The following is a 19,132-nucleotide window of genomic DNA, read 5'->3' as shown; positions in this document are numbered from 1 at the left end:
AGCCGTCCGTGGCGTGAAAACCGGCCAGAATACACGCGGAGATGCCCCGCGAGAGCCGTCGTCTAACGGATCGGTGAGGGAGTTAGATCGGTTCGACCAGCGACGGGTCGTCGGTGTCCGGGCCGTTGACCGCCGTCGAAACCGGGTAGGCACGCATCTCGTCGGCGGGGTAGGACTCGAGCACGCCCCGTGGATCCTCGGCGGAGAGCCACTGTCGTTCGCCGTCCGGCTCGAGGACCGCGGCCATCCGGTGGTGGAGGTCGGCGACGAGGGCGTTGGGTTCGGTCGTCACGACGGTAAAGGAGCCGACCTCGGCGGGCTCCTCGGCGTCGCTCCCGCCGCCGAAGGCGTCGAGGCCGGCCTGGGTCGTCTCGGTCTCCGGCGACCGCCAGAGTCCCGCCATCGCGAACGGGCGGTCGTCCTCGAAGGCGACCCGGTAGGGCTGGCCGTCGGCCCACTCGTAGAAGCCGTCGGCGAGGACGAGACACCGCCCCGCCTCGCGGCCCTCGCTCTCGCCGACACCGCCATCGCGCCCGACCCCCTCGTAGGCCGCCCGGAAACTGGGCTTGCTCGCGACGGTCTCCGCCCGGGCGTTGATCAGCCGGTCGCCGTCCCAGTCGGGCTCGAGGCCCCACTCGAGAGACCGGATCCTATCGGACGCGGCGTCGGTGACGACCGGCAGCCGCTGGCCCGGCGCCATGTTGTACCGGCGCTCGTATGGGCCCTCGAAGCGGGCGTCGAACCGGTCCTCTAGGTCCTCCCGGTCGTCGTTCGCTCGCCGGCGACAAAACGGCTCCGGCCCCCGGCGGACCGCGGGGTAGCCGACGGCTACCGGGCGCGGGCACGCGGTAGCGAGGGCGTTACGATATAGGGCTCTCTCGTTCCATCGACCGGGGCCCGCGTCGACCCCCTGTCGTTCGCGTGGCTCCCCCGTCCCGCTCCGTGTCACCCGAGCCGCCGGGGTTGGTCCCCTCTCCCTACCCTCGGCCTCCCTCTCGGCCGCTCATCCGCCAGCACGAGCGCCCGGAAGCAGCGACCGGCCGCCGGTCGCGCCGACGACGACGACGAGGGCGACCGAAAGCGAGACCGGGATCCACATCGCCAGCGCGATGCTTTCGACCTCGGCGACGACGCCCATCGTCGTCGGAACGACGGCGATCCCGGCGTAGGTCGCCGCCGAGGTGAGCGCGCTCACGGGGCCGCTGTAGTCGGGGGCGGCCTCGACGCCGTAGGCCGACAGCAGCGGGAAGATCGACGAGATCAGGAGCCCCGTCGCGAACACCGCGAGGAGCATCGCCGGTCCCGACAGCACGACCAGCGCGAGCGCGATCGTGGGCACCGCGAGCAGCGTCGTCGCGAGCGCGAGCCGCAGGTAGCCCCCGGACTCGACGAGCCGAGCATAGAGGTACCGGCCGGGGACGTACGCGAGCAGGTACGCAGAGAGCGCGAGGTTCGCGACGTTGCGCTCGAGGAAGGTCCCGGCGTAGTAGGGCAGCCAGGTGAAGATCGCGCCCTCGATCCCGCCGACCAGCGCCATCCCGGCCAGGGCGCCCCGGATCGCCGGCCGGCCGAGGAGTTCGGAGAGCGCCGCCCGGTCGAGTTCGGTCTCCGACCAGCCCGACGGGGAGTCGAGTTTCCAGAGAAGAGCGACCACGGGCAGGAACCAGGCCGCCAGCAGGAGATAGGTGAGCCGCCAGTCGGCGACCGAGAGCACGGTACTGACAACCACCGGTCCCGAAACTGCCCCGATCGACCACGCCAGCGAGTAGAGCACGAAGATCCGGCCCAGCCGGTCGGGGTAGACGTGGCTCAGGAGCGGCCTGTCGAGCCCCCGGAACACCCCCCCTGCGGCGCCCTGGGCGAGCAGCGCCGCCAGGAGCAGGGCGTAGACGGGCGCGATGGCGGTCACGGCCATCGCGAAGGTCATCGCGACCGCGCCGACGAGCATCGTCGCCCTGACGTCGAGGCGACCGGCCGCGAGCCCGACCGCGAGGATCGCGACGACGAAACCGACCGTTCCCGCGGGCGCCACGAGCCCCAGAAGCGACTCCGAGACGCCGAACGTCTCCTCGAAGCTCGAGAGCAGCGCGCCCCGGGTTTGCATCGCCATCCCGTCGCCGGCGACGAAACAGAACGCCGCGCCGAGCCAGAGCTTCCGCCGTGTCACCCCCGAACCTCGCCGCTCCTGATATACGACGCTTCCCCTTCGTGGCCGCCGGCCGAAACGATTACCAACGGCGATGTTCCACGTGAACTATGGACGAGGGTGGACGCGACGTGGCGCCGCTTACGGCGGTGGAGAACGCGGATCTACCCGAGCCGCCCGAGTTCGGTACCGTCGAACACGTCTGTGCGGACGACGGCACCGAACTCGCCCTCGCGTTCTCGGTCACCGTCACCCACGGGCGGGCCGCGATCGAGTGGACCGCGAGCTGGGAGGGCGGCGAGCGAAGCGGGCTCACGGACGTGCTCTCCGACCACCACGGCGCGGTGATCTACGACCCCAAGCCGACGATCAACGGCGAGGAAACGACCGGAAGCAAGCTTCCCCCCGAGAAGCTCGAGGCGCTCCGGGCCGACCTCGCGGCGGCCGAGCGCTACGTAGAGCGGGCCCGCGAGGCCGCCGCCGACGCCAGGCGGACCGATCCCCTGGAGCTCGTCGTCGGGGAACACGTCGCCAGGAGCGGGGGCGAGCTGACCGCGACCAGGGTTCTGACCCCTTCCAAGGCCGAGGAGGCGTTCGGCCGGAGCCAGTGGACCGGGGCGGAGCGCGCGCTGATGGCCGCGGTCGAGGACGAACTCGGGACGACCGGGGGGTTCCCGAACGCCGACGGCCCCTTCGCGGAGAGCGCGATCGGCGAGGCGTTCGCCCTCCGGGAGGTCGTGGGCCGGATCGACGGCGTAGCGGGCGAGGACGTCCCCGAGGCGGACGCGGAGCGGTAGCGGCCGGCGACCCCGGCCGGCTCCCGGTCACTCGCCCTCGACGAGGCGCGCCAAGTGCTCGGGCGGGACCGCGCCGCGGGCGGCGTGGTCGCCGTAGACGAACGTCGGGACGCCGGTGATCCCGCGGCGCTCGGCCGCCCCGAACCGCTCCCGGAGGCGTTCGCGGTGGTCCTCGTCGTCGATCGCGTCTCGCAGCGCTCGGCCGTCGAGGCCGACCTCCCGGCCGATCCCGGCGAGCACCTCGGGGTCGCCGATGTCGCGCCCCTCGAGCCAGAGCGCCTCGAGGATCGCCTCGTCGAACGCCTCCCACCGGTCGGGACGGGTCTCTCGGACGAAAAGCGAGGCGACCTGTGCGTCGAAGGAATCGACCTCGGGGGTCTCCTCGAGCGCGAGCATCCCCTCGGCGCCGTACTCCGCTTTCAGGCGCGCGACGTTCTCGCGGACCTGTTCGAAGTAGCCCTCGTCCTTGCCGTCCTCGACGGAGCGGTCGATCTCGCCGTCGGGACCGCGTTTCCCGCTCCGGAGGTCGAACGGGCGCCAGTCGATCCCGAGGTCGTCCTCGCGACGCTCGCGGTAGGAGTCGAGGGACTGCCGACCGAGGTAACAGAAGGGACAGACGTAGTCCGAGTACATCACGATCCGGTCGTCGGTACGGGTCACGACCGCGCTAAGGGGTCGGGACGAATAAATGCCCGATCCGGGCCGGCGGCCCACCTCGCGAGTGGGTCCAGCGACATCCGTCCCTATAGGAAATTCCGTCGTCTAATCGCCATTAACTATCAATACAGTTTAGTTTCTCGGACAGTATGTAGTCGTATAGAATGGTGGGGCTCACCCGACACTGGAGAACGCACCTCGAGAAGGCACTGGAGGCAGAGGAGGCCACCGAGAAGGACTTCCACATCCGGCAGGTGTTACAGTCCGAACAGGACGCCGAGGACGGACCCGATTCGGACGAGGGGAGTTGAGATGGACGACCTCACGGGGTTCCAGCGGGACCTGTTGTACGTCATCAGCGGCTTCGACAGGCCATCGGGCCAGTCGGTCGGCTCGGAGCTAGAGGAGTACTACGAGGCCGAGATCAACTACGGACGGCTCTACCCGAATCTGGACGAACTCGTCGAGAGGGAGTTCGTCGAGAAGGGCGAACTCGACCGCCGGACGAACTACTACGCGATCACCGAGGCCGGACGGGAGGCGATCCGGGCGCGCCGCGAGTGGGAAGAGCAGTACGTCGACGTCTGAGACGGACAGAAGACGGGGGAATCCGGGTACCTATCGCTCGCGGAGTGCTCGCGTCAAAAGGCACCTCACGGCGTCGCCGTTCGGCCACTTCGAGGCACCCGCTTCGCTCGCCCCTCGCGACGCCAGGACAGGGATTTGAACCACCTGAAGACGATCTCACTCGCTTCGCTCGTGAGCGTGCGTCTTCCGTAATTCAAATCCCCTCGTTGGGTATCTTCCGCTCGCGGGGTTGCTCGCGGTAGAATACGCCAGGACTGGGATTTGAACCCAGAATCCCGAAAGGGAACACGCTTTCCAGGCGTGCGCCTTACCGTTCGGCCATCCTGGCCCACACGGTGGTAGCCGCGTCCGTCGTTTAACTATTACGAAGCCCCCGACGGCGGAATCGCCCGCCACAGCCCCGCGAGGAATCGCGTCTCTGTGGATCGCCGGAACCGCGCCCGTTTTGGGCCTCGGCCCGAAGGGGGAGGAAATGGAGTACGTCCAGGAGCGGGTCGCGACGCTCCACCGGCTGGGGGGGTTCGATCCGGCGACGGCGCCCGTCGCCGAGGCCGCGGTCGTCGTCCCGATGACTGACCGCGATCGGGGCGCGCCGGCGGCCGAGGCTGCCCTCTCGGAACTCGAGCGTCTCTCGCCCGCCCGCGTCTTCGTCCCCGTCCGCGCGCCCGCTGAGCGGATCGGGGGCTTCCGAAAGTGGCTGTCGGGCTACGACCTCCCGCTGTCGGTGCTGTGGTGTAACGCGCCTGCCGTCGAGGACCTGCTCGCGGGGGCGGGACTGGGAGACGGCTTCGGGAAGGGGCGGGACGTCTGGCTCGCGCTCGGGCCCGCGGCCGACGCGGGCGAGTACGTCGTCGTCCACGACGCCGACGCGACGAGTTACGAGGGGAGCCACGTCGCCCGCCTGCTCTCCCCGCTCGCGACGGAGGCGGGTTTCGAGTTCGCGAAGGGCTACTACGCCCGTGTCGAGGACGGCCGGCTCTACGGCCGACTGTTCCGGCTCTGTTACGAGCCGCTGGTCCGGGCGCTTTCCACCGAAAGCGACGCCCCGGTCCTCGACTACCTCGATTCGTTTCGGTACGCGCTGGCCGGCGAGTTCGCCGCGACCGCCGAGTTCGCCCGCGAGATCCGCGCGCCGCCCGCCTGGGGCCTCGAGGTCGGCACCCTGGGTGACGCCTTCGCCTACGCCGGGTTCGAGGGGACGGTCCAGGTCGATCTGGGCCGCCACGTCCACGACCACCGCGCGGTCGCCGGCACCGAGGGGTTGGAGGGGATGAGCCGGGAGGTCGTCGCGACCCTGCTCCGGGTGGCCGAGGAGTTCGGCGTCGATCCCGACTACGAGAGCCTCCCCGATCGCTTCCGGGCGGAGGGCCGGCGGCTGGTCGTCCAGTACCGTGCGGACGCGGCCCACAACGGCCTCGCGTACGACCCGGCGAGCGAGCGCGACCAGGTCGAGCGCTACGCGGGCGCGATCGGTCCCCCGGGCGCCGACCGGCGCCTGCCCGCCTGGAGCGACGCCCCCTTCGCGCCCGAACGGGTCCTCAAGGCGGCCCGAACGGGGGGAGCTGGCGGGACGTGATCGGGCAAGGCTCATCTAGGCGGGCGCCCATGACCTCTCCATGGACGTGAGCGCCGACGAACTCGCCGGCGTCCTCGAACTCTTCGGCGGGCTCACCCGAAGGGAGCTCGAGCGGGCCCTCTCGGAGGCGGCCGCCCGGAGCGGCGCCCCCGAGCCGGAACTCGGCCCCGCGCTCGCCGCTGCCCGCCGGTCGTTCGGGGTCGTCGTGGTCACCCACGACGGAACGTCCCTCTACGTCGCCGGCCCGACGGCGTTCCCGACGCTCCCGGAGGGCGGCGAGGACCTCCGGCACATCCTCTCGGTCGATCCCCGGGACGTAGAGCGTGCGGCCGCGGCCGACGCCGTCCGCGGGCGGTACAACCGGGCGGTGCGGGCCGCGATCCGGGCCGGGGACGGCGACCGGCTCCGCGAACTGCTCGATACGAGCTACGACGTCGAGGCCTGGGCGCCGGCGGACTTCGAGGACGAACGCGACCGCATCGAGGACGCACTCGCCGGGCTCGAGGAGGACGGCTGATGACCGAGGAGTGCGAGCGTCGTCTGGACCTGACGGCGATCGCGGGCCACGAGCCGGCCGAGATCCGGGACCAGCCCTCCGATGCGGCCGTGCTCGCGCCGGTCGTCGAGCGGGGGGGCGAGCAGTACCTCCTCTTCACCAAACGTGCGGACCACCTCGGCGAACACCCCGGCCAGATGAGTTTCCCGGGCGGCGGGGCCGAGCCCGGCGACCGGACGATCCTCGACACCGCCCTCCGGGAGGGGTTCGAGGAGATCGGCCTGCTCCGGGAGGAAGTGGAGGTGATCGGCCGCCTCGACGACATCCGGACGGTCACCGAGTACGCAGTTTCCCCCTTCGTCGTCACGGTTCCCGACCGGGCCTACGAGCCCGACCACCGCGAGGTCGCCGAGATCGCACTGTTGCCCGTCGCCGGACTGCTCGATCCCGCCAACTACGAGAGCGAGCGCCGCGATCACCCCCACTACGGCGAGATCACCATCCACTACTTCCGCGTTGACGGCTACACCGTCTGGGGGGCGACCGGCCGGATCCTCGTCCAGCTCCTCGAACTGACGAGCGGGTTCGAACCCGCAGACCGGGTCGATCGCTCGAGCGACGGCGCCGTCTGACGGAGGTCCGACGAAATCGGGCTCCAGACGCCGCATACGGCGTATCCAAGCTCAACCCATTTATGAGGACAGGCTGAAAGTGAGTCCATGCTAGAGTTGGCAATCGCGTTCTTCGTACTGGCAATAATCGCATCCGCGCTCGGCGCGACCGGCGTCGCCGGCGTCACGATGACGATCGCGAAGTGGCTCGTGATCGTCTTCCTCGTGCTCGCCGTGGTCTCGTTCCTGCTCTGAGAGCGAGCGGAGGAGGTATCGGCGACCGACCGCCGCGGGGGCCGCCCCGTCGGCCACGCTTCTCTCGCGTGCTCCCCCGGAAGCGACGGCGACGGCGGCCACACTCGCGCCAAGCGGCAGCCTTTTCCACGCTACCGCCGGAGGGGGTCCATGGTCGCAGAGACGATGGATCGAGTTCCGCGATAGGGGGGCACATCGATGAGATCACGGCAGACGAGCCGGGCGTGGGACGCGCTCGACGCGGTCGCGATCAAGCCCAGCGAGTCGCCGGTGTCGGCGGCCGCCCGGATCCCCGTCGGGACGGTCGCCATCGACTACGAGGGCTGCGAGCACCTCCCCGACCGGGAGGCCCTCGCCGACCTCGCCCGCGAGACCCGCGTCCTCGTGACGACGCCGGTCCGGGCCGACGGCTTCGACCCGCTGGGCGACGACTCGCTGCTCGCCGAGCTCCCGCCCGCCGCCGGCCGGGTGCTCGTCGCCGGCCACCCCGCCTACCTCACCGACGAGGAGCGCGAGCGGGCGATCGCCCCGCGGCTCGGGGCCGCACTCGAGACGGCACCCGACGCCTGGGTCGGCACCGAGGGGATCGAGCGGACGGCGCTCGCGACGGGCGCGCCCCAGTACGAGTTGCTCTCGCGGACGACCGAGGAGGACCTCCGCGCGCTGCGGGCCGCGGGGTTCGACGGCGAGATCGCGGTGTACGCGCCGACGCTCGCGACCGACGACGCCGACGAGATCCTCGACGCCTTGGGCGCGTACGTCGCCCGACGCCGGCCGGTCGCCGACGCCCTGCCCGCGGGCGCGCCGACCGACTCGGCGGCCTCGGGGCGGGCCCGAAGCGTCCTCCTTTCGGCCGCCCGGGACTACGCGCTCGTCGGAGCAGGGGCGGGGATCGAGCAACGGGCGCGGGCGCTCCGGTCGGCGGGCGCGACGACGGTCGTCGGCTACCCCGCCGGCGGGCTCCGGACGGTCGACTGACGCGATCAGTCGAGGATGATCTCCCCGGGGTTGGCCTCCCGGTCGGCGTCGGCTCCGTCCTTGGGGATCTCGACGTTCAGCGTTCCGACGTCGGTGAGCCGCGCGGTCGCGCCGTCGGGATCGACGACCGCGTCCTCGGGCAGGGTCGCCTCGCCGCTCAGGGCCATCCCGCGGCCGGGAAAGCGCATCTCGAACCCGTCGTGGAACTCCCGGAAGCGGTCGATCCGGATCCGGACGCCGCCGTCGACGTATCTGACCTGGACGTCCTCGAGGCCGACGCCGGGGCTGTCGAAGACGACGAGATAGGAGTGGCTTCCCTCGAGGACGTCGACGGGAAGCGGCCGGTTCTCCTGGACGTAGCTCTTTGCGGCCCCGATCCGTCGGTAGATCCGCTCGCGGGCCGACCGGCCGACCTCGCTTACGTTCATCGGCGTCCCCCACCGATCCGGTCCGCCGAGGGGCGGCTCCATGCGTCAGACATGCACGGGAAACGGTACGCGGGGGACCGTCATATCGTTTTTGCCTGTCGAAATAAACGTCGGACGCGCGTCGTCCGAGGGCGAACGGGATGGGCGAGAGCCGTCTCCGGGCCCCCCGAGACCTCCTCAGAGTTCGATCTCCTCGAGACAGTCGGTCCCCCCACAGACCGGACACGAGAGGTCGGCGACGCCGTGGTCCTCGGGGACGTCGTAGGTGTAGTGGTTCTCGAACATGTCGAGAAAGCAGCCGTCGTCGGTACACTTGACCTCCTTCGTCGGTGGCATGCGTGGGGGTATCACCGGCAGACCCATCAACGCACGGGTAGGGGAACCAGCGGGTAGTCATCGTTTTAGGCATCGAGGGGTTACTTCCGACGATGACGGAGCCCGAAACGCTGTCGGTGACCATCGTCGACGGCTACGTCGACGAGCCCGCACACTTCGGGGTCCCGCCCTATATCTCGACGTACCCCCGGTACACTGCGGGCGCGCTCGTCGATGCCGGCGTCCCCCGCGAGCGGATCACCTACCACACGATCGACGCCCTCCGCGAGGAGTCCGGGCGCTGGCGGGACGTCGAGGACGCCGACCTCATGATCTACCTCGGCGGGATGACCGTCCCCGGGAGCTACGTCGGCGGAACGCCCGCCGAACCCGACGAAGTTCGGGAACTCGCCTGGGTCGCCGAGGGGACGAGCCTGATGGGCGGCCCCGTCAAGTTCGGCGTCGGCGAGGAGAACGCGGGCGCGACGGAGACCGAACGCCAGGACCTCGACTTCGAGTTCGTCGCGAAAGGCGACGTCGAGGCCGCCGCCCACGACTTGGTCGAGAGCGGCCTCGAGGGCTTTTCCAACCGGATGCGCGACGTCCGCGAGGTCACCCGGTGGGCCCGGGAGGGCGCATTCGTCGTCGAGCAACACCCGAACCACCCCGACTACCTCATCTGCGAACTCGAGACCTCGCGGGGCTGTGCCTACCGCTGTTCGTTCTGTACCGAACCGCTGTACGGCGATCCCGACTTTCGCCCCCCCGAGAGCGTCGTCGGCGAGGTCGCCGCGCTTTCCGACCACGGCGCCGCCCACTTCCGGCTCGGCCGCCAGGCCGACATCCTCGCCTACGGCGGCGACGGCGAGGCGCCAAACCCCGACGCCCTCCGGGAACTCTACGGCGGGATCCGCGAGGCCGTCCCCGACCTCGGCACGCTCCACCTCGACAACATGAACCCGATCACCGTCGTCGAGTGGCCCGAGAAGAGCCGCGAGGGGATCCGGATCATCGCCGAGCACAACACTCCCGGAGACACCGCCGCGTTCGGCCTCGAGTCGGCCGACCCCGTCGTCCAGGAGGAGAACAACCTGAACGTGACCGCCGAGGAGTGTCTCGAGGCCGTCCGGATCGTCAACGAGGAGGCGGGGTGGCGCCCGGGAGGGGAGAAGGACACAGCTCCTAATTTCAGCCCCGACGCCACGCGACGGCTCCCCAAACTGCTCCCGGGGATCAACCTCCTCCACGGCCTCCAGGGCGAACGCGAGGAGACCTACGAGCGCAACATGGCCTTTCTCGAGCGAGTCTTCGAGGAGGGGCTCATGCTCCGGCGGGTCAACATCCGCCAGGTGATGGCGTTTTCGGGCACCGAGATGTCCGAGACGGGCGCCGAGATCGCACACGACCACAAGAAGCTGTTCAAGCGCTACAAGCAGCGGGTCCGCGAGGAGATCGACAATCCAATGCTCAAGCGGGTCGCCCCGCCGGGAACCGTCCTCCCGGACGTCCACCTCGAGTACCACCAGGACGGGACGACGTTCGGCCGGCAGCTGGGAACCTACCCGCTGCTGGTCGGGATCCCCGGCGAGCGCGAGCTCGGAACGACGGCGGACGTCGCCGTCGTCGACCACGGCTACCGCTCGGTGACCGGCGTCCCCTACCCCCTCGACCTCAACGCGGCCTCGATGGACGAGCTGACGGCGATCCCGGGGCTTGGACGGAGCCGCGCCGGGGACGTCGTCGTCGGCCGCCCCTACGAGTCGGTCGCCGAGGCCGCCGGCGTCGCCGGCCCCGACGTCGATCTCGAGCGGTTCGCGACCGTGCGAGTGCCGGGCCGGGCGGACTGACCGGGATCGGCGCCGAACGGCACTCGGAAACCCCGAACGGGCGGGCCGTCGTCGGTAGTTCTATTACGGAGGGACCGTAGACTGCAGACGGAGGATCTCTATGGAAATCTCTGACAAACTCCTGTGTCTGTTCAGCACGGAGATCTCGACCGAGGGCGACCGCTACGTCGTCGAAATCCCGCGCCAGGAGATCGAGACCGGTGACATTGACCCCGAGGAGGTCTACCGCGTCGCGATCGTCTCCCGGGACCGCGAGGAGGAAACCGGCTCGAGCGCCCGCGAGGCCCGTCCCGCGGAGTCGACGCCCCCCTCGGAGCCACAGCCGCCGGTCGACGTCGGCGAGACCCGCTACGTCGAGATCGAGGACATCGGCAAACAGGGTGACGGCATCGCCCGCGTCGAGCGGGGCTACGTCATCATCGTCCCCGGCGCCGAGGTCGGCGAGCGCGTCAAGATCGAGGTCAGCGAGGTCAAATCGAACTTCGCCGTCGGCGAGATCATCGAGGAAACGTTCTAACCGGGCCGGCGGCGCCTCGTCGGCTCCGGTCCGGCTCCGGCCGTCGAAAACCCGAGCGTGCTCGAGCGACGGGTGACCCCACGTCACGAGGAGCTGTCTCGCCGATCGCCCCGGGCGATGTGGGAAGCCAGCTCGAGGTCCAGGTCATCGATGCCGTCGACGACCAGTTGGGCGACTCGGCGAGCGCCGTGCTCGCTGAAGTGGGTGTCGTCGGCGACGCCCTCGGGGTAGTTCGGGTGCTCTCCCGGCGACAGGTGGTTGTAGAGCGAGTTCGATCCCTGCGGTCCCAGTTCACGGAGCAGCGACCGGCTCCGCTCGTCCGCGTCGACGAGCGGGACGTCACGCGCCCGGGCGACCTCCCGCACCAGATTCGAATACTCCCGGTGGGTGTCTTCCGGGTCGCCGGTCCCGTCGAACCGGCGGCGCGCGATCGGCGTGAGCAACACCGGGTTCGCCCCGCGGTCGCGCGTCTCGGCGACGAACGTCTCGAGGTTGGCGGTGAACTCCGCCTCTGGCGTGTACTGGTCCTTCGAGGGGACCTCGTCGTTGTGACCGAACTGGACGAACACGTAGTCGTCCTCGTCGAGGTCGCGTATCACGGGCTGCCACCGACCCTCCGCCAGAAAGGTCCGGGTGCTGCGCCCGTTGCGGGCGTGGTTCTCCACCGTCACCGAGTCGTCGGCGAAGTCGGCAAACGGCGTTCCCCAGCCGGTTTCGGGACGTTCGCTCGGCTCCTTCTCGGCCATCGTGGAGTCCCCGATCAGGTGGACCGTGATCGACTCGGACGACATTTCGGAAGCGGTAGTGAGGGGAGGACAAATAAGAACCGGGATTGTCGTCCCCACGTGGCCGTGCGGTACCGTCGGGACGCGAACCGTTGGCGGGCGTCGCCTATTCGGGGATCGTCGCCCGGAACGCCGCCGGGTCGTCGTGGAAGCAGTCGCCGACGACGACCGCGTCCGCGCCCGCCTCGAGGACCTCCCTGGCCCGCTTCTCGCCGTCGATCCCGCCGCCGTAGAGCAGCGTCGTCTCCTCGAGATAGCGCGCGGCGGCCGTGACGTCCTCGGTGCCGCCGTAGGTGCCCGAATACTCGACGTAGAAGACGGGAAAGCCGTAGAACGCCTCGGTCGCGAGGGCCGCACCCGCGACCTGATCGGGCGTGTAGGTCCCGGCGACGCCCGCGGTGGCGGCCGCCGTGGCGTCGGGGTTCTGGACGACGTACCCCTCGCCGAAGAGGCTCCCGACGAGGTCGACGATCGCCTCGGTCGCCTGCTCCCGGATGGCGTCGCCGACGAACGGGACCGACGAGCCGAGGACCTCCTCCGGCTTGCGGGCGACCTCGGTGAAGAGATCGACGTGTTTCCCGACGAAGTTCGCCCGGTCGCCGTTGTAGACCGCCGGGATCGCGACCGCGTCGGCACGCTCTACGGTCTCCCGGGTGACGTGGTCGCCGCTGTACGGCTCCTGGAAGACGGGCACATCGGGGGCGGCCGACTCGAGTTCCCCGATGGCGTCGAGGGTGTTCTCGCTCGTCACGCCGTCGGAGCCGCCGACGAGGATCAGGTCCGTCCCCGCGAGAACCCCGAGGTCCCCGGGAAGGGGTTTTGCGGGGTCGACCTTCGTGACGTGGGTAACCCCGTTCCAGTCGAACTCCATGGCCATGGCCGACGGTCGCCCCAGGAGCCTAAATAGCTCCCGCTACCCGCCCCGAGGTCGCCCGTCCGCCCGCTTCGTTCCCTCCGAGTCGTGGACGACGACCTCGCCCGAACCGGGGTCTGCGGGCTCGTAGGCCTCGCGGACGGCGATCGCCTCCTCGAGCTCGCGGATCGCGCGTTCCTTGAGCGCCCCCGCGAGCTCCTCGGCGTCCGCCCGCGAGATGTCCCGGCCGAGACCCTCGCACTCGTGGGCCCGGACCGACCCCTCCCGATCGACGGCCGCGCCCATCGGCTGTGCGAGTTCGGTGTCCTCGCCCGCGTCGTCTCCCGCCCCCTCGTCCTTGAGAACCACGCTAAAGGGGTAGGTCCGGCAGATCAGCGGCCGGTCGGGGTGGACGGTACAGGCGCCGACGCCTCCCTCCTCCTCATAGAACGTACAGTCGCCACAGCCGTCGGTGGCGAGCGCCCATTCGAAGGTCTCGCCCTCCGGGCCTTCCTCGCCCTCGCGGAGCCCGTAGGGCATCGGCCGGGCGACGTCCCTCCAATCGTAGTCGTTCATGTCCTGTATCTCCCGCACTTCGTCGGGGAAGACCGTCGCCGTGTGCGGGTCCTCGGCCTCGCTCGTACAGCAGGCCCCACATCGGGTACACTCGAAGCCGATCGACTCGACCGCGTCGGCGAGGTCGGCGACGGCGAGGTCGCGTGCGCGTTCGAGGTCTGCCTCGAGCGAGTCCATCGTCCCTCCATTCGCCGGCAGAGAGAAAAGCCCGTCGTCACCGCACCCGTTCGCTGTCCCACTCCACGACACCCTCGGCGGCCAGCTTCTCGATATGGGCGATGACGGTCCGGGTCGCGAGGTCGGAGACGCCCGACAGATCCCGTTCGTAGGCGGCCTCGCGGATCGCCTCGGGAACGCGGTTTCCGGCCTCGATCGCCTCCCGGACCCGCTGCTCTCGGGCGAGACGGTGGTCGATCAACTCCGCCAAGCGCTCGGCGGGTTCCTCGATCGGGTCGCCGTGGCCGGGGTAGAGAACGTCGAGATTCCGGTCCCGCAGGCGCCGGAGCGAGTCGAGGTAGGCGGCCATCCCCCCGCCGTCCGGACCGACGACGATGCTGCCGGTCGCCGTCGCGAGGTCCCCCGGGAGGGCGAACGCCTCGCCGGCGTCCTCGCCGCAAAACGTGACGTGGTCGACTGCGTGACCGGGCGTCTCGAGGACCGAGAGCCCGGCGACCGAATCGCCCTCGGCGAACGTGCGGTCGGGTTCGACTCCCGTCGCGGCCGCGAAACGGTCGGCGTGGCCCGAGAGCGCCCAGACCGTCCGGCCGTCGGCGTAGTCGGCGACCCCGCCGACGTGGTCGGGGTGGGTGTGAGTGACCGCGAGGTGGGAAGCGCCGGCGGCGTCGAGGCGGTCGGTCCGGCCCGCCGGATCGACGAGGCAGTCGCCGACACGGTAGGCGTTGGTCGCCCCCGTCGGCGCGCGGGTGTCGGTCGGGACGGGAACTCGTCGAACGTCCACGCCGGTGCTACCGCCCGGCGACGGAAGCGTCTACCGCTCGAGGAAGTAGACCTGTTTGCGGGCGTCCCGGAAACTGTACCGGGAGCCGACGAGGCCGACGTCCTCCAACCGATTCAGCGCGTAGCGGACGGTCCGGTCGGGGAGCAGCGACTCCTCGGCGAGCTGGCCCTGCGAGAGGGGGGCGTCGCCCTCTAAGACTTTGGCGACGAGTTTCGCCGAAGGGGGAAGCTCGCGGAGGCGGTCGCGGTACTCGGCCTCCGAGAGGGGTTCGTCGCTCGCGGCAGGATCGTCGGTGGTACTCGTGCTCATAGCCGGAGTGCGGAATCGGCGTTGGTAAAGCTTCCCCATATGTGGATACCTACAATCTTGTTTATAATAGGTGTATATATATGGTAGAATTATGTATTAGGTGCGGACGGTCGGCCGGCGGTCAGCGTCCGATCCCCGGCTCGCGGTACGTTCCCATCGACGCCCCACACGACGGGCAGTGAACGAACAGGAGGTCGCCCGACTCGTGGCGCACCAGCTCCTCGGCGTCGAGGGTCGTCTCGCAGTGGGTGCAGGTGGGCATAGGTGTCCTACGGTATCAGGGGCCAAAAGCCGATCCGTCGGCCGACTCCAGTACCTCTTTATCCTCCGGGAAGTGTAGATCCGCCCAGCGTGAAAGGACAGGAGTGGTATCAGGCCGACGACGTCGCCGAGGAGTACGACGACAAACGGTTCTCCCGGGGCGGTCGGCTGATCGACCGACGCGAGAAGCGGGCGCTCCTCGAGGCGGTCGGGCCCGTCGAGGGCCGGGAGATCCTCGAGATCGCCTGCGGGACCGGCCGGTTTACGACGATGCTGGCGCGGCGGGGCGCGGACGTGGTGGGACTGGACATCTCGGCGGCGATGCTCCGACAGGGCAGGGAGAAGGCCCGACGGGCGGGGGTCGCGGATCACCTCGAGTTCCTCCGGGGCGACGCGGGTCGGCTCCCCTTCCCCGACGACCACTTCGACACGGTGGTCGCAATGCGGTTTTTCCACCTGGCCGACGACCCCGAGGGCTTCCTCCGGGAGATGCGCCGGGTCGCCAGCGACCGGATCGTCTTCGACACGTTCAACCGCTTTTCGGCCCGGAGCATCTACAACTGGGCGCTGCCGATGGGGTCGCGGCTGTACTCGAAGAGCGAGGTCGCGGTCCTGCTTGCGAAGGCGGACCTCACCCTCGTGGACGTCGCCGACGACTTCCTCGTGCCCTACGGGCTCTACCGGGCGATCCCGAACGCCCTTGCGGCCCCGATCCGTGCGGCCGACGAGGCCGTCGGGGCGCTTCCGACCGCCGACCACTTCGCCTCCGTCTCCTACTGGACGGCCCGCGTCCGCTGATGGACGCCCGAACCCCAGCCTATTTTACCGATCGCGGAAACTATCCATGAGTATGGAGCTCTCGGTAGTCGTCTCGACGCTCAACGGCCGGGAGCGACTGCTGCCCTGTCTCGACGCCCTCCGGACCTCGGTGCCCGCGAGCACCGAGGTCGTCGTCGTCAACGGTCCCTCCGCCGACGGGACGACGGGGGCGGTCCGCGAGCGCGACGACGTCGACGTCTTAGTCGAGATCTCCGAGCGCAACCGGAACGTCTCGCGGAACGCGGGGATCGAGGCGGCGACGGGCGACGTCGTCGCGTTCGTCGGCGGCGAGTACGCCGTCGACGGGGGATGGTACGGGGCCCTCGAGTCCGCGAGCGCGAGCGGTGCCGACGTCGTGACCGGCCCCGTCCGGGACGGCGTCGGGAGCCCGGCCGGCGACGACCGGTCGCCGTCGGACCCACGGCCCGTCCGCGGCCGGGCGGTCACCGGCTTCGACGGCGACAACGTCGCCTTCGACCGCGAGGTCATCGAGGCCCTCGACGGGTTCGACGAGTACCTCGAGACGGGCGGAGCCAAGGACTGTGCCCACAGGGTCGCGGCGATGGGGTACGACGTCACCTGGAGCGGGGGGATGGCCGCCCGCCACGAGGTCGGCACCGACGGCGGCCGCCTCGAGCGCAACTGGGGGGTCTGTTACCGGTCGCTTGGCTACCGGCTGGCGAAGAACTACGGGCTCGGCCCGATGGTCCTCGCGCGGGCGGCCGGGAGCGCGCTCCGGGACGCCTCCCAGGAGGTCCGGGCGGTCGCGACCGGCGACTCGACCCCGACGGGCTGGGTCGGCAACGGCGCGGCGGTCGTCCGCAGCACGGCCCGCGGGCTCAGGGACGGGCGATCCGCCCGCGGGGAGGACGGGGGCCAGCGGCGAAACCCCCACGGGCTCTCGGCCCGACAGGACCGGGCGGTCCGCCGGTACGACCTCCGGTAGGGATCGCACGAGGGAAGCGAGCCGGGAGAGAAACATTTATATAGAAGTGCTAACGACAGGGTAGTGAGGATCGACACATGGCACAACAGCGACGCATGGGCGGACAACCCATGTTCATCATGAGCGAGGACAGTCAGCGAACCCAGGGGCGGGACGCCCAATCGTCGAACATCATGGCCGGGAAGGCCGTCGCCGACTCGGTCCGGACGACCCTCGGCCCCCGGGGGATGGACAAGATGCTCGTCTCCTCGGGCGGCGACGTCGTCATCACCAACGACGGGGCGACCATCCTCGAGGAGATGGACATCGAACACCCCGCCGCCCAGATGATCGTCGAGGTCGCCGAGACCCAGGAGGACGAGGTCGGCGACGGAACCACGACGGCGGCCGTCGTCACGGGCACCCTCCTCGAGGAGGCCGAAGACCTCCTAGAGCAGGACGTCCACCCGACGACGATCGTCGAGGGCTACCACGAGGCCTCCCGGATCGCCCTCGAGGCGGTCGACGACGAGGTACTGGGCGAGGACGTAGACGACGAGGTCCTCGGTCAGGTCGCGGAATCGAGCATGACCGGGAAGGGCACCGGTGGGCTGACCGCCGACGTCCTCGCGGAGACGGTCGTCGACGCGATCCGCCACGTCGACGGCGACGACGGCGTCGTCCGCGAGAACGTCAACGTCCACACCGAGGTCGGCGCCTCCTCCTCGGCGACCGAACTCATCGAGGGGATCATCGTCGACGAGGAACCCGCCCACAGCGAGATGCCGGTCTCCGTCGAGGACGCCGACGTCGCGATCGTCGACGTCGAACTCGGCGTCCGCACCGGCGACGTCGACGCCGAGTACTCCATCGAGTCGATCGACCAGCTCAACGCCGCCCTCGACGCCGAGGAAAGCGAGCTCGCGGGCTACGCCGAGACCGTCGCCGACAGCGGCGTCGACGTCGTCTTCACGACCGAGGACGTCGACGACCGCGTCGCGAGCGCGCTCGCGAACGAGGGCGTCCTCGCCTTCGAGAACGTCTCCAGTAGCGACGCCCGCAAGATCGCGAGCGCGACCGGCGCCGCCCGCGTCGGCGACTTGGACGATCTCGACGCGGACGCCTTCGGCCACGCAGACCACGTCCACACCGACACCTACGCCGGCGAGGACCTCGCGTTCGTCGAGGGCGGCGCCGCCGCCGAGACCGTCACCGTCTTCGTCCGTGGCGGCACCGAACACGTCGTCGACGAACTCGAGCGCGCGATCGGCGACGCCTTAGACGTCGTCGCGACCGCACTCGAAAGCGGCGAGGTCGTCCCCGGCGCGGGCGCGACCGAGATCGCGATCGCCGACCGCATCCGCTCGGAGGCCGCCGGCATCGAGGGCCGCAAACAGCTCGCGGTCACGGCCTTCGCGGACGCGATCGACATCGTCCCCCGGACGCTGGCGGCCAACACCGGCCAGGACCCGATCGACGTCCTCGTCGATCTCCGGGCCGAACACGAGTCGAGCGGCCGGGCCGGTCTCGTCACCGACGGCGAGGACGTCTCGATCGCCGACCCCGTCGAGTACGGCATCGTCGATCCCGCAGACGTCAAACGGGAGGCCGTCGAGAGCGCGACCGAGGCCGCGACGATGATCACCCGGATCGACGACGTCATCTCCGCCGAGTAACGTCGTTCCACCGCTTCGAGTTCTTTTGGTAGCGCAAAAGAGGCCGTCAGAGAACTGTCTCCACCCGCGCAGTCTTCGGCACACGCTCACTGCAGGTGCGAATGGAATATTAGCTGGTCGTTCTCCCCAAATTATTTACCAATTGTGATATGACATTTTCTATGGACTCATTGACTCGGCGCACTATTGTTTCGATCGGGGGTGGTATCGTCCTTAGCGGGTGTTTGAGCGGCCAAAGCAATGGCGAAAATGCGATTATTCTATGCAGTGTCGGGTTGTCAAATAGCTCTTCCGAGTCCGTAGTAGGGGAACTCCGGCTCATAGAGGACGACACTGTATTGATCGAACGCTCCGAAGAGCTTGATCCAAAACAAGAACTCATTGACGGACCAGACGAAACAAGAGTTGATGGGTTCACTATCCCACATGAAGAGCTTCCGTCCGATTCAGGCCAGTACAGTGTCAAGATGCGGGTGAATGATGGTGCCTGGCAGGAGGTCTCTACTTCTGATTGGGATGGAGATACCATAATGGTAAGGGGAGAAGTTGAGGACCAGGACACTGGTAACGGGAACTCACCGGATATTCGAATAATGTATTCATACCAGGGATCTGAATGCGCTGAATAATATGTAGTTGGATAGCGACCTTCCGTCAGACCGATTTCGTAGCAGTCTCATGAGTGGTCTCTCAATGGTGAACCAACTGTGGCGCTGGGGATTGGCGGATCGCCGGAATCGATAGATTCCGCGATCCGTA

The 19,132-nt window shown here is 69.3% G+C and carries 25 protein-coding genes and 1 tRNA gene; 14 read left to right on the top strand and 12 right to left on the bottom strand.

Annotated elements, in window-relative coordinates:
* Positions 1-82: 82 nt before the first annotated feature.
* Both LCF40_RS00130 and LCF40_RS00125 read right to left on the bottom strand, forming a co-directional pair.
* Positions 83-949 (bottom strand): SOS response-associated peptidase, encoded by an 867-nt coding sequence (locus tag LCF40_RS00130; protein ID WP_224826924.1) that lies wholly within the window; start codon positions 947-949, stop codon positions 83-85.
* A 54-nt stretch (positions 950-1,003) separates the two neighbouring features.
* On the bottom strand, positions 1,004-2,167 hold the full coding sequence (locus tag LCF40_RS00125) for an MFS transporter (RefSeq protein WP_224826923.1): 1,164 nt from the start codon (positions 2,165-2,167) through the stop codon (positions 1,004-1,006).
* A gap of 89 nt (positions 2,168-2,256) precedes the next feature.
* On the opposite strand from LCF40_RS00125, the gene LCF40_RS00120 reads away from it, so the two are divergent.
* Positions 2,257-2,943, top strand: coding sequence for a hypothetical protein (locus LCF40_RS00120; protein WP_224826922.1), 687 nt, complete (start codon positions 2,257-2,259; stop codon positions 2,941-2,943).
* Between the two features lie 27 nt (positions 2,944-2,970).
* On the opposite strand, the gene LCF40_RS00115 is transcribed toward LCF40_RS00120, so the two are convergent.
* Positions 2,971-3,576: a DsbA family oxidoreductase gene (locus LCF40_RS00115; protein ID WP_263623588.1), complete on the bottom strand. Its 606-nt coding sequence runs from the start codon at positions 3,574-3,576 to the stop codon at positions 2,971-2,973.
* Between the two features lie 188 nt (positions 3,577-3,764).
* Here LCF40_RS00115 and LCF40_RS00110 point away from each other — a divergent pair, with 188 nt between their 5' ends.
* On the top strand, positions 3,765-3,911 hold the full coding sequence (locus LCF40_RS00110; protein WP_198667880.1) for a hypothetical protein: 147 nt from the start codon (positions 3,765-3,767) through the stop codon (positions 3,909-3,911).
* A 1-nt stretch (position 3,912) separates the two neighbouring features.
* Positions 3,913-4,188, top strand: coding sequence for a PadR family transcriptional regulator (locus LCF40_RS00105; protein ID WP_114577010.1), 276 nt, complete (start codon positions 3,913-3,915; stop codon positions 4,186-4,188).
* A 246-nt stretch (positions 4,189-4,434) separates the two neighbouring features.
* Here LCF40_RS00105 and LCF40_RS00100 read toward each other — a convergent pair.
* A tRNA-Ser gene (locus tag LCF40_RS00100) sits at positions 4,435-4,516 on the bottom strand.
* A gap of 144 nt (positions 4,517-4,660) precedes the next feature.
* Between LCF40_RS00100 and LCF40_RS00095 the strand changes: the two genes are divergently transcribed.
* The 5 genes from LCF40_RS00095 to LCF40_RS00075 all read left to right on the top strand — a co-directional run bounded on the left by LCF40_RS00095 (position 4,661) and on the right by LCF40_RS00075 (position 8,104).
* A complete protein-coding gene (locus LCF40_RS00095) occupies positions 4,661-5,764 on the top strand; it encodes a glycosyltransferase family protein (RefSeq protein ID WP_224826920.1) in 1,104 nt (367 codons plus the stop codon).
* Between the two features lie 40 nt (positions 5,765-5,804).
* Complete coding sequence (locus LCF40_RS00090) at positions 5,805-6,281, top strand: DUF7109 family protein (protein WP_224826919.1); 477 nt, start codon at positions 5,805-5,807, stop codon at positions 6,279-6,281.
* Complete coding sequence (locus LCF40_RS00085; protein ID WP_224826918.1) at positions 6,281-6,892, top strand: NUDIX hydrolase; 612 nt, start codon at positions 6,281-6,283, stop codon at positions 6,890-6,892. The genes LCF40_RS00090 and LCF40_RS00085 overlap by 1 nt, the downstream gene beginning before the upstream one ends.
* A gap of 87 nt (positions 6,893-6,979) precedes the next feature.
* Complete coding sequence (locus LCF40_RS00080) at positions 6,980-7,126, top strand: DUF1328 domain-containing protein (protein WP_114577006.1); 147 nt, start codon at positions 6,980-6,982, stop codon at positions 7,124-7,126.
* Positions 7,127-7,324: 198 nt separating this feature from the next.
* On the top strand, positions 7,325-8,104 hold the full coding sequence (locus tag LCF40_RS00075; RefSeq protein ID WP_224826917.1) for a DUF7388 family protein: 780 nt from the start codon (positions 7,325-7,327) through the stop codon (positions 8,102-8,104).
* Between the two features lie 5 nt (positions 8,105-8,109).
* Here the strand turns inward: LCF40_RS00075 and LCF40_RS00070 are convergent, their stop codons facing one another.
* Both LCF40_RS00070 and LCF40_RS00065 read right to left on the bottom strand, forming a co-directional pair.
* Positions 8,110-8,574, bottom strand: a complete 465-nt coding sequence (locus tag LCF40_RS00070; protein WP_380683032.1) for an Hsp20/alpha crystallin family protein — start codon at positions 8,572-8,574, stop codon at positions 8,110-8,112.
* 135 nt (positions 8,575-8,709) lie between these two features.
* Complete coding sequence (locus tag LCF40_RS00065; RefSeq protein ID WP_198667879.1) at positions 8,710-8,868, bottom strand: DUF7559 family protein; 159 nt, start codon at positions 8,866-8,868, stop codon at positions 8,710-8,712.
* 92 nt (positions 8,869-8,960) lie between these two features.
* Between LCF40_RS00065 and LCF40_RS00060 the strand changes: the two genes are divergently transcribed.
* Complete coding sequence (locus LCF40_RS00060; protein ID WP_114577004.1) at positions 8,961-10,694, top strand: radical SAM protein; 1,734 nt, start codon at positions 8,961-8,963, stop codon at positions 10,692-10,694.
* 100 nt (positions 10,695-10,794) lie between these two features.
* Positions 10,795-11,211 (top strand): TRAM domain-containing protein, encoded by a 417-nt coding sequence (locus LCF40_RS00055; RefSeq protein WP_114577003.1) that lies wholly within the window; start codon positions 10,795-10,797, stop codon positions 11,209-11,211.
* An 83-nt stretch (positions 11,212-11,294) separates the two neighbouring features.
* Here LCF40_RS00055 and LCF40_RS00050 read toward each other — a convergent pair whose 3' ends face one another.
* The 6 genes from LCF40_RS00050 to LCF40_RS00025 form a co-directional block, all read right to left on the bottom strand.
* Positions 11,295-12,002, bottom strand: a complete 708-nt coding sequence (locus tag LCF40_RS00050) for a rhamnogalacturonan acetylesterase (protein ID WP_224826916.1) — start codon at positions 12,000-12,002, stop codon at positions 11,295-11,297.
* Positions 12,003-12,102: 100 nt separating this feature from the next.
* Entirely contained in the window at positions 12,103-12,867 is a 765-nt protein-coding gene (locus LCF40_RS00045) for a geranylgeranylglyceryl/heptaprenylglyceryl phosphate synthase (protein WP_114577068.1), read from the bottom strand.
* A gap of 42 nt (positions 12,868-12,909) precedes the next feature.
* On the bottom strand, positions 12,910-13,602 hold the full coding sequence (locus tag LCF40_RS00040; RefSeq protein WP_224826915.1) for a YkgJ family cysteine cluster protein: 693 nt from the start codon (positions 13,600-13,602) through the stop codon (positions 12,910-12,912).
* 37 nt (positions 13,603-13,639) lie between these two features.
* Positions 13,640-14,383, bottom strand: coding sequence for an MBL fold metallo-hydrolase (locus tag LCF40_RS00035; RefSeq protein WP_114577000.1), 744 nt, complete (start codon positions 14,381-14,383; stop codon positions 13,640-13,642).
* Positions 14,384-14,413: 30 nt separating this feature from the next.
* The gene (locus LCF40_RS00030) at positions 14,414-14,692 is read right to left on the bottom strand and encodes a MarR family transcriptional regulator (RefSeq protein ID WP_114576999.1); all 279 of its coding nucleotides are present in this window, start codon (positions 14,690-14,692) and stop codon (positions 14,414-14,416) included.
* A gap of 121 nt (positions 14,693-14,813) precedes the next feature.
* Complete coding sequence (locus tag LCF40_RS00025) at positions 14,814-14,954, bottom strand: hypothetical protein (protein WP_198667878.1); 141 nt, start codon at positions 14,952-14,954, stop codon at positions 14,814-14,816.
* 89 nt (positions 14,955-15,043) lie between these two features.
* Here LCF40_RS00025 and LCF40_RS00020 point away from each other — a divergent pair, with 89 nt between their 5' ends.
* From LCF40_RS00020 to LCF40_RS00005, 4 genes are all read left to right on the top strand, one after another.
* A complete protein-coding gene (locus tag LCF40_RS00020) occupies positions 15,044-15,751 on the top strand; it encodes a class I SAM-dependent methyltransferase (protein ID WP_114576998.1) in 708 nt (235 codons plus the stop codon).
* Positions 15,752-15,803: 52 nt separating this feature from the next.
* The gene (locus LCF40_RS00015) at positions 15,804-16,718 is read left to right on the top strand and encodes a glycosyltransferase family 2 protein (RefSeq protein WP_224826914.1); all 915 of its coding nucleotides are present in this window, start codon (positions 15,804-15,806) and stop codon (positions 16,716-16,718) included.
* A 110-nt stretch (positions 16,719-16,828) separates the two neighbouring features.
* The gene (thsA, locus tag LCF40_RS00010; protein ID WP_114577067.1) at positions 16,829-18,373 is read left to right on the top strand and encodes a thermosome subunit alpha; all 1,545 of its coding nucleotides are present in this window, start codon (positions 16,829-16,831) and stop codon (positions 18,371-18,373) included.
* Positions 18,374-18,597: 224 nt separating this feature from the next.
* Positions 18,598-19,002, top strand: coding sequence for a hypothetical protein (locus LCF40_RS00005; protein WP_224826913.1), 405 nt, complete (start codon positions 18,598-18,600; stop codon positions 19,000-19,002).
* The last annotated feature ends 130 nt before the right edge of the window (positions 19,003-19,132 follow it).

The organism is Saliphagus infecundisoli (genome assembly GCF_020177375.1).
Classification (GTDB): domain Archaea; phylum Halobacteriota; class Halobacteria; order Halobacteriales; family Natrialbaceae; genus Saliphagus; species Saliphagus infecundisoli.
Note: the sequence above shows the minus strand (reverse complement) of the source record. Positions and strands in the feature narration are given on the sequence as shown.